Annotated in this window: 14 protein-coding genes; 5 read left to right on the top strand and 9 right to left on the bottom strand. The window is 69.2% G+C overall.

Going from position 1 to position 14,348, the window contains the following annotated elements; translation table 11 throughout:
* Positions 1-2 precede the first annotated feature (2 nt).
* Entirely contained in the window at positions 3-1,325 is a 1,323-nt protein-coding gene (larC, locus tag ACGFI6_RS09290) for a nickel pincer cofactor biosynthesis protein LarC (protein WP_393116636.1), read from the bottom strand.
* Positions 1,325-2,041 (bottom strand): nickel pincer cofactor biosynthesis protein LarB, encoded by a 717-nt coding sequence (larB, locus tag ACGFI6_RS09285; RefSeq protein ID WP_393116634.1) that lies wholly within the window; start codon positions 2,039-2,041, stop codon positions 1,325-1,327. Before larB ends, larC begins: the two co-directional genes overlap by 1 nt.
* Before the next feature lie 113 nt (positions 2,042-2,154).
* Between larB and ACGFI6_RS09280 the strand changes: the two genes are divergently transcribed.
* A complete protein-coding gene (locus ACGFI6_RS09280) occupies positions 2,155-2,634 on the top strand; it encodes a DUF4446 family protein (protein ID WP_393116632.1) in 480 nt (159 codons plus the stop codon).
* Positions 2,635-2,637: 3 nt separating this feature from the next.
* Here ACGFI6_RS09280 and ACGFI6_RS09275 read toward each other — a convergent pair whose 3' ends face one another.
* Positions 2,638-4,281: a diacylglycerol kinase family protein gene (locus ACGFI6_RS09275; protein WP_393116630.1), complete on the bottom strand. Its 1,644-nt coding sequence runs from the start codon at positions 4,279-4,281 to the stop codon at positions 2,638-2,640.
* 47 nt (positions 4,282-4,328) lie between these two features.
* Between ACGFI6_RS09275 and serS the strand changes: the two genes are divergently transcribed.
* Positions 4,329-5,603 (top strand): serine--tRNA ligase, encoded by a 1,275-nt coding sequence (gene serS / locus ACGFI6_RS09270; RefSeq protein WP_393116628.1) that lies wholly within the window; start codon positions 4,329-4,331, stop codon positions 5,601-5,603.
* Positions 5,600-6,388, top strand: a complete 789-nt coding sequence (locus tag ACGFI6_RS09265) for an HAD family hydrolase (protein ID WP_393116626.1) — start codon at positions 5,600-5,602, stop codon at positions 6,386-6,388. The genes serS and ACGFI6_RS09265 overlap by 4 nt, the downstream gene beginning before the upstream one ends.
* Before the next feature lie 121 nt (positions 6,389-6,509).
* Here ACGFI6_RS09265 and ACGFI6_RS09260 read toward each other — a convergent pair whose 3' ends face one another.
* Entirely contained in the window at positions 6,510-7,061 is a 552-nt protein-coding gene (locus ACGFI6_RS09260) for a WhiB family transcriptional regulator (RefSeq protein ID WP_393116624.1), read from the bottom strand.
* Positions 7,062-7,638: 577 nt separating this feature from the next.
* Here ACGFI6_RS09260 and ACGFI6_RS09255 point away from each other — a divergent pair.
* Positions 7,639-8,448, top strand: a complete 810-nt coding sequence (locus ACGFI6_RS09255) for an HAD family hydrolase (RefSeq protein ID WP_393116622.1) — start codon at positions 7,639-7,641, stop codon at positions 8,446-8,448.
* A 6-nt stretch (positions 8,449-8,454) separates the two neighbouring features.
* Here ACGFI6_RS09255 and ACGFI6_RS09250 read toward each other — a convergent pair whose 3' ends face one another.
* Entirely contained in the window at positions 8,455-9,066 is a 612-nt protein-coding gene (locus tag ACGFI6_RS09250) for a bacterial proteasome activator family protein (protein WP_393116620.1), read from the bottom strand.
* 92 nt (positions 9,067-9,158) lie between these two features.
* On the opposite strand from ACGFI6_RS09250, the gene ACGFI6_RS09245 reads away from it, so the two are divergent.
* Positions 9,159-9,701: an AAA family ATPase gene (locus tag ACGFI6_RS09245; RefSeq protein ID WP_393116618.1), complete on the top strand. Its 543-nt coding sequence runs from the start codon at positions 9,159-9,161 to the stop codon at positions 9,699-9,701.
* Here ACGFI6_RS09245 and ACGFI6_RS09240 read toward each other — a convergent pair.
* The 4 genes from ACGFI6_RS09240 to ACGFI6_RS09225 all read right to left on the bottom strand — a co-directional run bounded on the left by ACGFI6_RS09240 (position 9,698) and on the right by ACGFI6_RS09225 (position 14,340).
* Complete coding sequence (locus tag ACGFI6_RS09240; protein ID WP_393116616.1) at positions 9,698-10,228, bottom strand: CGNR zinc finger domain-containing protein; 531 nt, start codon at positions 10,226-10,228, stop codon at positions 9,698-9,700. The genes ACGFI6_RS09245 and ACGFI6_RS09240 overlap by 4 nt on opposite strands.
* A 169-nt stretch (positions 10,229-10,397) precedes the next feature.
* Positions 10,398-13,010, bottom strand: a complete 2,613-nt coding sequence (locus tag ACGFI6_RS09235; RefSeq protein ID WP_393116615.1) for an FtsX-like permease family protein — start codon at positions 13,008-13,010, stop codon at positions 10,398-10,400.
* Complete coding sequence (locus ACGFI6_RS09230; RefSeq protein WP_393116613.1) at positions 13,010-13,726, bottom strand: ABC transporter ATP-binding protein; 717 nt, start codon at positions 13,724-13,726, stop codon at positions 13,010-13,012. Before ACGFI6_RS09230 ends, ACGFI6_RS09235 begins: the two co-directional genes overlap by 1 nt.
* Positions 13,723-14,340 (bottom strand): helix-turn-helix transcriptional regulator, encoded by a 618-nt coding sequence (locus tag ACGFI6_RS09225; protein ID WP_393116611.1) that lies wholly within the window; start codon positions 14,338-14,340, stop codon positions 13,723-13,725. Before ACGFI6_RS09225 ends, ACGFI6_RS09230 begins: the two co-directional genes overlap by 4 nt.
* Positions 14,341-14,348 lie beyond the last annotated feature (8 nt).

Below are 14,348 nucleotides of genomic sequence, written 5' to 3'. Positions count from 1 at the left end.
GCTCAGCTCCAGAGGTCGTGGCCGGCGGCAACTGCCTTCGCCAGTACGGTCTTGACCGGCTTCTTGAGTACGGTGGCGGCCGCGGCCACGTCGTCGTACTCGGGCTGAACGTTGATCACCTGGCCGCCGTACCGGGCGATCTTCACGTGGATACTCTGGCCGTCGACCTCGACCGTCGCGAACTCGCGGTCGGCCGCGTGCTTGCGGATGCCGAACTCGCGCAGCCCGATCGCCGACGTCTCGGCCAGGATCACCGAGCGGACCAGCTCGGCGTTCGCGCTGCCGACCAGGACCGAGAGCGTATGGGCCGGGCGGCCCTTCTTCATCAGGATCGGGGTCAGCCAGGCATCGGCCGCGCCGGCTTCCATCAACCGGGACAGCACCTGCGGCCAGATCCGCGGGTCGAGATCGTCGACGTTCGTCTCGTAGACGAGCTCGGTCGACGACTGCCCGAGCGATTCGCCGAGGACCACGCGGAGGACGTTCGGCACCTCGATCGGGTCCCGTCCGCCGGCACCGACACCGGTCTGCTCGATCCGCATCGCCGGCAGCGCCCCGAACTCGTCCGCCAGTGTGGCCAGCAGCGCGGCGCCGGTCGGCGTGGTCATCTCGTACGGCGCTGCGCCGCCGACCACCGGTGCGCCTGCCTCGGAGACGAGATGCAGAACCGCAGGTCCCGGGATCGGGATGCCGCCGTGCTGACCGCGAACCTGTTTCCCGCTGCCGAGGACGATCGTCGACACGACGACCCGCTCCAGCCCGAGGGATTCGGCGGCCGCCGCGACACCGACGATGTCCGCGATCGCGTCCAGCGCCCCGACCTCGTGGAAGTGCACGGTGTCCGGCTCGACGCCGTGCGCCGAAGCCTCGGCCCGCGCCAGCCGGGCGAAGGTGTCCAGCGCCCGCTCCCGTACCGGCTCGTCCAGGGCAGCCTGCTCGAGCAGACTCCGGACGTCGGCCCAGGCCCGAGTGGGCCCGTCCTGCCCGTGGCCATGTCCATGCGCATGTCCGTGGCCGTGCCCATGTCCGTGTCCGGCGGCGTCTTCGTGCTCGTGATCGTGCCCGGCATCGGCGGCGTTGTCGTGCTCGTGGTTGTGGGCGGCGTCTGGGATGTTTTCCGGGTGCGGGGTGCCGTTCACCTCGACGGTGGCCTTGGTGGCGGCGATCTGGTGCCGGGCGGTCTGGGTGACCGTCACCGACAGGGACGGGTCGACCGCGGCGACGGCCCGGTTGATGTACGCCAGGTCGGCGCCGGCCGAGATGAAGGCGCCGAGGAGCATGTCGCCGGACGCACCGGCGGAGCAGTCGAGCCAGGCTGTGCGCATCAGGCGTCCTTGGTTTCGCGAGGAACGGACTGGCGGGCCACCCGGGCCGCGAACACCCCGGCCCCGAACCCGTTGTCGATGTTCACGACCGTGACGCCCGGGGCGCACGAGTTCAGCATCCCGAGCAGCGCGGCCAGCCCGCCGAACGAGGCGCCGTACCCGACCGAGGTCGGCACCGCCACCAGGGGCACGCCGACCAGCCCGCCGACGACGCTGGGCAGTGCGCCCTCCATCCCGGCGACAACGATGAGGCAGTCCGCATCCGCGAGCCGCTCGCGGACCCCGAGGATCCGGTGCAGCCCCGCTACGCCGACGTCCGTGATGACGTCCACCCCGGCTCCGAACACGCGGGCCGTGGTCGCCGCTTCGGCAGCGACCGGCGCATCCGACGTACCGGCAGCCACGACGGCCACCGTCCCGCGTTGCACCGGCGGCTCACCGAGGACTGCAGTACGTCCGACCGGGTCGACGACCGCCTCGGGCAGCGCCGCGGTCACCGCCTCCTGCGCCTCGTCCGTCAACCGGGTCGCCAGGACGGCGTGCCCGGGATGCGTGGCGTGCAGGGTGCGGAGCAGCTCCACGACCTGGGACGGCGTCTTGCCGGCGCCGTACACCACCTCTGCGTCGCCGGTGCGCTCCAGCCGATCGGTGTCGAGGCGGGCGTACCCGAGGTCGTGAACGCCCGGTTGCGGGCCCTGGTCAGGCAAATGTGTCACGCCGCGAATCTACGTTGCCGCGGCCCCAGGTACCGCATCCGTCCCACGCCGCGCACGCTGTGCGATCACCTGAACACTCAGGCACAACAAGGCATGCTTTAGGCTCTAGTCCTGTGTCTTCGACGTTAGCCGGTGCCTTCGGGGTCGCCGCCCTTTTTGTGGCGGTGCTTGCCCTGGTGTTCGCGATCCAGGCCCTCCGGGCCCGGACGGTCTCGTCGGACGCGCCCAGTACGCTCCCCGAGCCCGAACCGCAGGCGCCCCAGCCGGAGGCCAAGCCCGGCACCGTGAAGTCCGAGCTGCGCAAGCTCGGCAAGGACCTCGAGGTCACCCGCGGTGAGCTGAAGGAGACGCTGCAGCACCTCGTCGTCGTCCGGTACGACGCCTTCGGCGATACCGGCGGCAAGCTCTCCTGGTCGATGGCGCTGCTCGACGACCACGGCGACGGCGTCGTCCTGACCTCGATCAACAGCCGCGCCGACGCCCGCACGTACGCCAAGGAGATCAAGGCCTTCACCAGCGAGTCCAAACTCTCCCCCGAAGAAGAAGAAGCCCTGGAAACCCTCAAAAAAGAGGCCGGCCCCACAGTCACCTGAGCTCTACCGGCGTTTGGGGACCCGGGCGGTCAGGGCGCCCGGTTCTATTTCGGCTACCAGGTAGCGGCCGGGGCCGATGGGGTCGCCGTCCAGTTGGCGTTGGACGTCGACGGCGGCGTGGATCTTGACCTTGTGGCCGGTGAAGCGCTCCAGGTACATGTCGCTGCGGTTCGTACGGGTCAGCAGCCGCCAGACGACGATCGGCCACTGGGTGACCCGCCGCGGCGCGATCACCACGACGTCGAGCAGGCCGTCGTCGGGGCGGGCGTCGGGCAGCAGCGGGATGTTCGCCTGCAGCATGCCGACATTCCCGACCACGACCGTACGGACCCGGCGCTCGATCGGCTCGGCCTCGTCGATGGTGAGCTGCACCCGTACGGACGGGTGGTTCACGTTCTTCGCGGCCGAGACCAGGTACGCCGTCCAGCCGATCTGCTTCTTCAGGTGCGGCGGCGCGTCGGACATGATCGCGGCGTCCAGCCCGAGCCCGGCCATCACGGCGTACCGGTCGTTCTCCAGCTCGTCGCCGTGCACGGCGACCAGGTCGATCCGCCGGTCGCGGCCCTCGAGGATCCGCTCCAGCGCGTCGTCCAGGTCGAGCGGGATGTGCAGGTTGCGGGCGAGCAGGTTCCCGGTACCGGCCGGGATCACGCCGACCGGGATCCCGGTGTGCGCGAGCGCGGAGCAGACCACCCGGACCGTACCGTCGCCACCCGCCACGAGTACCAGGTCCGACTCGTACTCGATCGCGGCCTTGGCCATGGCGCTGCCGGCGTCGTCCTGACGGGTCTCCAGCCAGAGCGGGTCGTCGTATCCGCGAACGGCGAGCGCCCGCGTCACCTTCCGGCGGAACGCCACGCCGTCGCCGACCTTGATCGGGTTCACGATCACCGCCGCCCGCGGCGGAGCGGTCGTACCGTCACCGTCCGACGCGGCCCGCCGCCGGCGCCGCCGCAGCCCGGGCCGGAGGCCGAACCCGATCGACGTCGCGGTCAGGATCGCCAGCCCGAGCGCCCAGCCGCCGAGCACGTCGGACACGTAGTGCACGTTCAGCGCGATCCGGTCCGCGGACACGATCCAGACCACGAGGACGACCGGCAGCAGTACGAGCAGCCGGAACCGCCGCCGCCAGCCACGCACCGACGGCAGGACCACACCGAGCGCCCCGGCCAGCACGAAAGCGGCCGCCGCGTGCCCTGAGACGTAGGAGAAGCCGCCCGTCTCGACCAGCATCCCGGCCGGCCGGTCGCGTTCGAAAACCGCCTTCACGACCTGGACCAGCACCAGCTCGGCGACGGCGGTCGTGAGCAACCAGATCGTCAGCAACCGCGCCCGTCGATGCCAGAGGTATGCCGCCACGATCGCGATCACCCCCCGCGTCGCCCAAGGCAGCGCCACCGCGCCGACGACCTGCCAGAAGTCGACGATGCCTTCGTGCCCGGCGCCGTACGCCGCGGCCCGCGCCGCCACCGACTGGTCCCACCGGGCCAGCGGCCCCCAGTGCTCGAACACGAGCACCGTGAGCACCGCGAACGGCAGCACCCCCAGGACGACCGTGAGCGCACGGCCGACCGCTGTACTGGGTGGGTGGTGATTCATCGGCCCGCTCAGATCCCCCTCGATGGTGACGTGTCGCCACCCCATCATCCCGAATAGACTTCGCCCGCCGAGACACGCCCCGATACCCTCAGGGTGTGATTGACGCGAAACTGCTCCGTGAGACCCCTGACGTCGTGCGCGCCGCCCTGACCAAGCGTGGCGAGAGTGTTGACCTGGTCGACCAGATCCTGGTCGCCGACAGTGAGCGTCGATCGTCCATCTCCGCCTTCGAGGCGCTCCGGGCCGAGCAGAAGTCGCTCGGCAAGCAGGTCGCCCAGGCCAAGGGCGACGAGCGCGCCGCGCTGCTGGAGCGCACCAAGGCGCTGGCCGCCGAGGTGAAGGTCAACGAGGCCGCCGCGAACACGGCCGGCAGCCGGTTCGACGAGCTGGCCGCCGCCCTGCCGAACCTTGTCTCCGACGAGGCCCCGGTCGGCGGCGAGGACGACTTCGTCGTGGTCGAAGAGGTCGGCAAGCCGCGGGACTTCGCCGCCGAGGGCTTCGAGCCCCGCGACCACCTCGAGCTCGGTGAGCTGCTCGGCGCGATCGACATGGAGCGCGGCGCCAAGATCTCGGGCAGCAGGTTCTACTTCCTCAAGGGCGCCGGGATGCTGCTCCAGCTCGGCATGCTTCAGCTGGCGATCCAGCAGGCGGTGGAGAACGGCTTCACCCCGATGATCACGCCGACCCTGGTCAAGCCCGAGGTGATGGGCGGCACCGGCTACCTGTCGGCGCACGACGACGTCTACCGCCTCGAGGACCCCGAGCTGTACCTGACCGGTACGTCGGAGGTCGCGCTGGCCGGCTACCACATGGACGAGATCCTCGACCTGTCGAACGGCCCGGCCCGGTACGCCGGCTGGTCGTCCTGCTACCGCAAGGAAGCCGGCTCGCACGGGAAGGACACCCGCGGGATCATCCGCGTCCACCAGTTCGACAAGGTCGAGATGTTCTCCTACTGCAGGCTGGAGGATGCGGCCGCCGAGCACCTGCGGCTGCTGGCCTGGGAGCGGGAGATGCTCGACAAGATGGAGCTGAGCTACCGGGTGATCGACACCGCGACGGGCGATCTGGGCGTCTCGGCGTACCGGAAGTTCGACTGCGAGGCGTGGGTGCCGACCCAGGGCCGGTACCGCGAGCTGACGTCGACGTCGAACTGCACGGACTTCCAGGCCCGCCGGCTGAACATCCGGCACCGGGACGCGGACGGCAAGACGCAGTACGTTGCGACGCTGAACGGCACGCTGGCCACCACACGCTGGATCGTCGCGATCCTCGAGACCCACCAGCTGGCCGACGGTTCGGTCCGGGTGCCGACCGCGCTGCAGCCGTACCTCGGCGGCCGCGAGGTCCTCGAACCGGTCGCCAAATGACAGGGAAGCCAACAGTAGTTGCCCTGGACATCGACGGGACCCTGCTCGACCACGACGACCTGATGTCTGCCGCGGTGGTCGACGCGGTTCGTCGTACGGCCGCGCAGGTGCCCGTCGTACTGGCGACCGGGCGAGCGTGGTCCACAACGCTGCCGATCGGCGAGCGGCTCGGGCTGCCGACCGGCGGATTCGTTGTCTGTAGCAACGGTGCGCGTACGATGCGTTACCCGGACGGTCTGGTGGTCGACGAGCGGACGTTCGATCCGTCGACGGTGATCGCGTCGGTGCGCAAGTACGCGCCGAACGCCCGGATGGCGGTCGAGGACTCCGACGGCAGCTACCTGGTCACCGCGCCGTTCCCGGACGGCGACCTCGGCGCGAACGCGAAGATCCGCGTGGTCGGCGACGAGGAGCTCGCGCCGCAACCCGTGACCAGGTTGATCATCCGCGACCCGGAGCAGTCCGAGAGCGACTTCGTCCACCTGGCGGAACGCCTCGGCCTGCACGGGGTCAGCTACTTCGTCGGCTGGACCGCATGGCTCGACATCGCACCCGAGGGTGTGGACAAGTCGACAGGCCTGAAGGTCGCGCTCGCGCAGCTCGACCTGGACCCGTCCGGACTGCTGGCGATCGGTGACGGACGCAACGACATCGAGATGCTCACGTACGCCGGTCTCGGCATCGCGATGGACTCCGCCCCGGACGAGGTCAAGGCGGCCGCGGACGAGGTCACCAAGTCGGTCCAGGACGACGGCGTCGCGGCGATCCTCAACCGCTGGTTCTGAGTCAAGCCCTTTCGGTCAGCGCCGAAATCTTGACAGTTGACAAGACAAAGGCCCGGAAACCCCCTAGTTGCAGGGTTTCCGGGCCTTGACCCGATAGTCCGCTGGCGGGCCGAGTATCGGGTCAGGCGACGCGGGTGCTGCCGGTACGGCGCGGCTGGTGCTGCTCGACGACAGTGTCGAACGCATCCAGCACGGCGCTCACCTCGGGCCGCGGCCGCGGCGTCTTGGCCGCCGGGCTCTGGCCGCGACGGGCGCGCCGCAGGTGCCGCTTCACCGTCGACAGCGAGCAGCCGAGGCGCATCGCCAGCGACTCCAGGCTGTCGTTCGGGTACTGGGTGCGCAGCCGCAGGACTTCTTCGTGGCTCACCGGCCGGCGCGTCCCCCGTGCGCCGGCAAGCTGGTCGAAGTCGTCGGCCTGCACCTCGACGTCGAGCAGGTTCCGGATCGAACGCCGTTGTGCAGCGGTGGTTCCGGCGACGAAACCGCTCACGTCGTGCTCCGCGACCGCGCTGTACAGACAGTCCGTGAGCAGCGGGCAGGACGCGCACAGCGCCTTGGCCTCACGCACGAGCTGTTCGTACCGCTCCCGCGTACGGCGGGTTGCGGACGCGGGCGGCGGCTCCTCCATCAGGCGGTGCTGAAAGACATCGGTCCTGGTGATGCAGCCGGTCATGACCCCTTCTCTGTTGGAACATGTGTCGACAGCCGCTCGAGAGCTTCTGCCCCCCGGCCCCGCTAGATTGGCGCTGTTGACGGTCATCAAGGCTCCCCAAGTATCAGGAACCGAATGAACGAACGCTGAACGACGTTCGTACGCACGGCTCCACTAGCTGGTGGACCTGCACTTTGTTGCCTGCCCACCGTGTCGTCCCGGGCGTGGGACGCACCGATCCATAACTCTTGACGTCCCTGCTGCGGTTTTGGTTGCAGCCAGTTCCGCAACAGTTCTTCGACGTTTGTGTGTGTTTCCGGGTGTGGGGCGGCATCAGTCGCGCTGATCCAGAACACGCATACGACGCGGCCGAACAGCCCCCGGTTCCCCGGCCAGACCTCCGCATGAAATCACGCACGAACCGTGCGGCGCAGGGGAACTTGCTGCCTTTGCAGCATCCTGCCGTAACGGTCTGATGACGTTGTCAAAAGCTCAATCAGATAAGTCAAAAAGGTCTCAATCCGACCCTTGACCGCTTGCGCCCGGAGTGCTTGGAAGGGTAATGCAGCATCGGGTCTTGCGGCGATACGGTGGCCCGGTGACGGTTCCGCAGTACCCCCGCCTGATTGCCACCGATCTCGACGGAACGCTCGTCCGCAGTGACGGAACGGTGTCCGATCGAACCCGCGCCGCGGTGCTCGCGGCCCAGTCCGCCGGAAGTGTTTTCGTGATGGTCACCGCTCGGCCACCTCGCTGGCTGCACGACCTGTCGTACCTGGTCGGCGACCACGGTGTCGCAATCGTTGCCAACGGCGCCATTCTGTACGACGTCCTGCACCGTAAGGCGATCCGGACCGCGCTGATCGACCCGACGGTCGCCCTCGAGGTTGCGCAGGCGATCCGGGCGGCGATCCCGGACGTGCAGTTCGCGATCGAGCGACCGGACCGCTACGGACAGGAACCGGTCTACCTGAATCGCTGGCCGATGCCCGACGACAGTCTGATCGCCGCCGTCGAGGAACTGCTCGCGGAACCCGCCGCCAAACTGTTGGTGCGGCATCCGAGTCTGCCGTCCGACGACCTGCTCGCGTTGGTGAATCCGTTGGTCGGCCAACGAGTCACCGCCAGCCACAGCGGCGGGCACGGTCTGGTGGAGATTTCCGCGACCGGCGTCTCGAAGGCCGCGATGCTCGCGGACTTCGCCGGTACCCAAGGAATCTCGGCTGCTGAGACGATTGCGTTCGGCGACTCGGTGAACGATCTTCCGATGCTCGCTTGGGCCGGAACGTCGTACGGCGTCGCGAACGCACATCCCGACGTACTCGCCGTGGTGGACAGAATTGCCCCCACAAATGACGAGGACGGCGTCGCCGCCGTCCTCGAGGAGTTCTTCCAGCCTTTGAAATAAATCCTGTTACAGATACATCCCGCCGCTGCCCGGGCCGTCGGTGTTGCCGGCCTGCGGTGCGCCGGGGAATCCCGGGTGCTCCTCGCCGGGCAGTTGCTGGCCGCCGGGGAGCGCGCGGCGCATCTGCTCGAGCTGCTGCCGCGCGGCCATCTGCTGTGCGAACAACGCCGTCTGGATGCCGTGGAACAGGCCCTCGAGCCAACCCACCAGCTGGGCCTGCGCGATCCGCAGCTCCGAGTCGGTGGGCGTGCTGTCGTCGGTGAAGTCGAGGGTGAGACGCTCCAGCTCCTCGACCAGCTCCGGCGCCAGGCCGCTCTCCAGCTCCTTGATCGACGCCTCGTGGATCGACCGCAGGCGTGCGCGGGAGGCTTCGTCGAGCGGCGCCGACTTCACCTCTTCCAGCAGTTGCCGGATCATGTTCGCGACCCGCATCACCTTGGCCGGCTGCTCCACCAGCTCGGTCACCGAGCGCGGCTCGTCGTCGTGCTCGTCGTCGTTGTCGGAGCGCGGCGGTCCCTCGACGGCCATGCCGTCCGGCCCGACGATCAGCACCTTGCCGTCCTCGGTACGCGCCCCGGCCATCGGAACTTCCTGGCCCTCGCTGCTGCTCTCGCTCATCTCCCCATCCTAGTGCGGGCTGTCCGGGGCCGGTTTGGGCGTGCTCCGGCGGGGATGCAACCATCGGCTCCTTGACCGGAGGAGGCCCAACGATGTCTGGCACCACGCTGTTCTTGATGGTCGGTCTTCCCGGTGCAGGCAAGACCACCAGGGCTCAAGAGCTGGCGAAGTCGCACGATGCGCTGCGGTTGACGCCGGACGAGTGGCACCTCTCCTTCTTTGGTACGTCGCTGCGGGCCAACGGCAAACGCGACCTCCTGGAAGGCTGGATGATCACGGTGGCGCTGCGAACCCTGCGGTTGGGGACGAGCGTGGTCCTCGACTTCGGTCTGTGGAGCCGCGACGAACGCTCGGCGCTGCGCCGGCTGGCCGCCGAAGCGGGGGTGCCGTGCCAGGTCGTCTATCTGCCCATTGAGCTCCACGATCAACTCGCCCGGATCGCGCATCGTGAGGCCACCACGCCCGAGACCTTTCCGATGCCTGCAGCGGACGTGGTCACCTGGCGTACCCGGTTCGAAGCACCCGATGCCGCCGAGCTCGCCGGCTCGGACGAACCGTCTCCGCCCGAACCATGGACGACGTGGCTGGCCTGGGCCACCGATCGATGGCCGACGCTCACCACCGACTACAGCTAAGAAGTGCGGGCGCGGTGGCGGCGTACGGCATCGCGATTGGCGCAGGCCGGAGTGCAGTAGCGCTGGCGGCCGGTACGGGAAAGGTCGGCGTACACGTTGTCGCAACCGGCGGCGGCGCAGCGGCCGAGCCGACTGATGCCACGTCCAGCCAGGTGCAACGCCGTGCCGGTGCTGATCAGCGTCGCAACCAGCCGTCCGACAGGCACGTTGTTGGGCCGGTAGTGCATGTGCCAGCCGTCGCCGGCGTGGTTCGTGAGCCGCGGATGCTCGGTGTACTTCGCGAGCATCGCGTTCACCAGGTCGACACGAGACTGCTCGTCCTGCGCGTCCACCACCTGCAGCCACTCGTCGAGCGCCGTCCGTACGGCGGCCAGGTCGGCCGCGGTCACGCGCCGCTCGCGGACCAGACGGCTTTCGACACCGCTCTCCTCACACCGCACAGCCAGCTCCTCGGGCGTGTGCGCGGGCCGAGTCACCAGATTCACGGCGAGCAGTACGGCATCGGCGCCGTAAGGGTTGAGATGCATAATGCCATTACATCACGATGGACCCATGACAGACATCCACCGGCACCGCTGGACCGCGGTCTCCAGCCACCAGGTCAGTGAAGGACTGGTCGTCTACCAGCAATGCGCCTGCGGCCAATGGCGCATCGCCAGCACACCCCCGTATGCCGCCGCGTATCCAGAACTCGCATCAGTTGATCCGGCTGACCATCGGTAGCCGGGAGCGGGTGAGCAGCCAGGCGAGCAGTCCGGCGAAGAGGGGTACGACAAGCACGATGCCGGCGATCTCCGCCCACGGGACGACGAAGTGCGGCGACCCGAACGCGGCGTGCGCGGTGTAGCCGTACAGTGCGCCGACCCCCACGCCCAGCACACAGCCCAGCTGACCGAGCACCCACGCCTGGGCCGCGGCGAGCGACCGCCGGCGCCGTGGCGGGGCACCGATCGCGGCCAGGGTCGCGAGATCGGCCCGGCCCTCGGCCGCGGACAGTGAGACCGAGATCGCGACCCCGAGCAGCGTCACGACCGTGGCCGCGCCGAGGATCCCGATCAGGAACAGCCGCCCGGGATTCTGGTACCCCTTCTCGACCGTCAACTGGTCGTCCGCGCCGAGCAGTCGGGAGACCGCGGCGAGCTCGGCGTCGGTCGGCTCCCGGGTCAACTCGAAGTGCACCTCGTTGATCTGGGTCGTGCCCAGCGCCCGCGCTGTCTCCGGACTGATCAGCGCGGTGTCGCGGAGGAACTGGACCCGCGGTGGCGGGCCGAACGAGACCGCGTCCAGGTTGCGCAGGTACTTGTCTGAGTTGTCATTGTGCATGGCAACCTTTTGTCCCGGCTGCAGCGGGACGTCCGGAAGCACCACTTTGCCGTCCCGCATCCCGGCCGCGACCCGCGCGCCGTAGTCGCCGAACCGCTCGACGAACGCCGGATCGGCGACCTGCAGCGGCATCCCGGTCATGCCGCCTGCGCTCTCGGGCGTCGCGACCGCCAGGACCGGCGAGTACCCGTACTGGTCGGGCTTGGTCCCGGGCAGTTGTACGTACCCGAGCTCGTACTGCTTACCGACCGGCAGTAGCCCAGCGACCTGTGCCGTGAGCCGCGGCGTGTACGTGAGTGCGCCTGGGAAACCCTGCGTGAAATGGATGACGGCATCGCCGCGGCGCGCGGCTGCGACGTAGGTCGCCGCGTCGGCAGCGATCGAGTTGGAGGCCGCGAAGGCGACCGCCGCGGTGCCGGCAACAGCCATCATGATCGCTGCAGCGGCCGGGGCCGTGCGGTGCCGGTGCCGGGAGGCGTCGCGCAACGCCATCCGGCCGCTCAGCGGCAGTCCTCGCGCCAGACCGGCCACCCTGGCGATCAGGCTCGGCAGCAGCCACACCAGCGCAGCGATCACGGCGGTGATGCCGGTGAGAACGAGCACGATCGGCGCCAGCGGCGTTGCGGTCGCCTCGGCGCCGAGGGATGAGTGTTGCGCGGACCTCAGCGCTGCCCCGATCATCGTGCTGCCTGCGAACACGCAGACGAGCCCGCCGGCCAGCAAGACGACGGCGACGATCCGGATCCGCGCGGCCTTCGCCGTCACTGAGAAGCGCCCGGGCAGCGCAGCGATCGGTGCCTGACGGCCGGCTTGGATCGCGGGTACGACGGCCGCCGCGAGCCCGGCGCCGACGCCGAGTGCAGCGGTTGCGACGATCGTTGCCCAGGGGATCTGCCAGGCGGTGAAGATCGCGTCGGTCATCGCCTCCCAGAGCGGTTTCGCGCTGAACACCGCGATGCCCGCAAGCACGAGCCCGCCGACGACGCCGACCAGTCCGGTGACCAGCCCCTGCATCACGACGATCCGTCGTACGTCGCTTGGTGTACCTCCGGCTGCCATCACCAGCCCGAGCTCCCGGGTCTGGCGTCGGGCGCCGACCGCGAACGCCGTACCGGCGAGCAGCACGATCTCCAGGATGCCGAAGCCGATCACGAGGGCCATCGCCGCGTACGGGCCGATCTCGTCCGCGGTGGTGCCGAACGGGGACGGCGGCGGGTCGACGATGATTGCCCTGGGCAAGAGAAATAGGCCCTGGTCGACGAGCTTGGCACTGAGCTGGGCCGGGTCGGCGGAGTCCGGGAGATCGACCAGGTACTGGACGGTGCGCGTGGGGTCGACCTCGTCGAGCCCGGAGCCAGGCGTGGCGAAGATCGCCCGCGTGCTCTGGGTCGTGAGCAACCTGGCGATGCCGACGACGGCGTACGTCTTGCCGTCCGCGCTGACCACGGTCTCTGTCGAACCGAGCTTGTCGGCAAGCGACGGCGAGATCGCCACCTCGCCGGGCTTCGTGGGCAGCCGGCCCTTGTCGAGTTTCACCGTACCGGCCGTCAACGGACTCGAACCGTCGCCGGTGATCAGAGTGGCCGCGGTCTTCGAGTCCGGCGTCCGGAGCTCGGTGAGGCCGGCGTCGACGAACTGACGGGCCACCTTGCTGCCGGGCGGCAGGAGTTGCAACGGGTCGAACGTCGACGGGGTCCGGACGGCCTTGTCGTGCCCTTCGGCCGGCGCGGGCTCGCCGTACATCATTTCCTGCCCGGGCGGTACGGACAGCTTGTCGTACTGCGTGACCTGGAGCTGGGCGTCCGCGTGGCCGAGCGTGTTGTTCGCAAGGGTCTCGCCGCTCGGCCTTGCGGTCTGCAAGACGATGCCCAGCCAGGTCGCGGCCAGTACCGGCAGGCCGATCAGGGCCGCGACGAGGAGCGTACGGCCGATCGATCGACGCGCCGTACGGCGGGCGATCCGCAGCGGCGGACCCCATTTGCTCATCAGTGACTGTCCTGCAGGAGGGCGTCGGCGTCGGGGAGCGGGGTGGTTTGTCCGACCAGTACGCCGTCGCGCAGGTAGACGACGCGATCGGCCCAGGCGGCGTGGCGGGCGTCGTGGGTGACGAGTACGCCGCCGATGCCGTGCTGGTCGCAGCGATCGCGGAGCAGGCGCAGTACGGCTTCACCGGTCTCGGAGTCGAGCGCGCCGGTCGGCTCGTCTGCGAGCAGCAGGCGGCGTTCGCCGACGATTGCCCGGGCGATCGCGACTCGTTGCCGTTGGCCACCGGACATGTCGTCGGGGAAGCGGTCCGCGAGCTCCTCGATCCCGACCTCCTGCAGCGCCGCGATCGCGTACTTGCGGGCGCTCCGGGTCCGCGTGCCGTCCAGCTCCAGCGGGAGCGAGACGTTCTCGGCCGCGGTCAGTGCCGGGATCAGGTTGAAGTCCTGGAACACGTAGCCGATCCGGCGACGGCGCAAGGCCGCGACGGCGTTCGGGCTGAGCTGCGTGAGGTCGTTGCCGTCGACAAGCACTTCGCCGCTGGTCGGACGGTCCAGGCCTCCGGCGCAGGTCAGCAACGTCGACTTGCCGGATCCGGAGGGCCCCATGACGGCCACCAGTTCGCCGGCGTCGACGGTCAGATCGACGCCCCGCAGGGCATGGACGGCCTGATCGCCTTGACCGTGCGTCCTGGTCAGATTGCGGAGGTCGAGGATCATGAGCGGGCCCCCTGCTCGTCCGGTACGTCGTATTTCTGCGGCACGTCCTTTTGCGGTACGTCTTTTTGCGATACCGCGCGCGGTCTGCCGCGGTGCCGTACGAGCATCGCCTCGCAGTGGTCGAGCCAGCGGATCTCCGCCTCGGCGCCGAAGATCATCGACTCGACGACGAGCTGCCAGGAGATCTCGCCGTCGGTACTGTTCCGCTTCAGCCGGGTCAGCTCCTGCAGTGACTGCATCGTCGACATCCGCTGCCGCTGGACCACTGCGCTGACATCGACGCCCGGTACGGCGAGGGCGAGCGCTAGCTTGATCGCGAGCTCGTCGCGCGGACGCGACTCCCGGGTCACTGGGGTCTCGAACCAGGTCGTCAGCTCGGTCCGCCCGGCGTCGGTGATCTCGTACAGGGACCGGCCGTCGCCCTCGCTGCTCGCCGCACGGGCGGCTGCCGCCTGGACCAGACCGTCGCGCTCGAGGCGCGTCAGGGTCGTGTAGACCTGCCCGATGTTCAGCGGCCAGGTCGCTCCGGTTGCGGCCTCGAACTCACCGCGGAGCTGGTAGCCGTACTTCGGCTCGTCCTGCAGCAGCGCCAGCAATCCATGCTTGATCGACATAGATACCG

The organism is Kribbella sp. NPDC048928, assembly GCF_043197975.1.
GTDB lineage: Bacteria > Actinomycetota > Actinomycetes > Propionibacteriales > Kribbellaceae > Kribbella.
The sequence above is the reverse complement of the archived record's forward strand: the minus strand, read 5'-3'. Positions and strand labels throughout refer to the sequence as shown.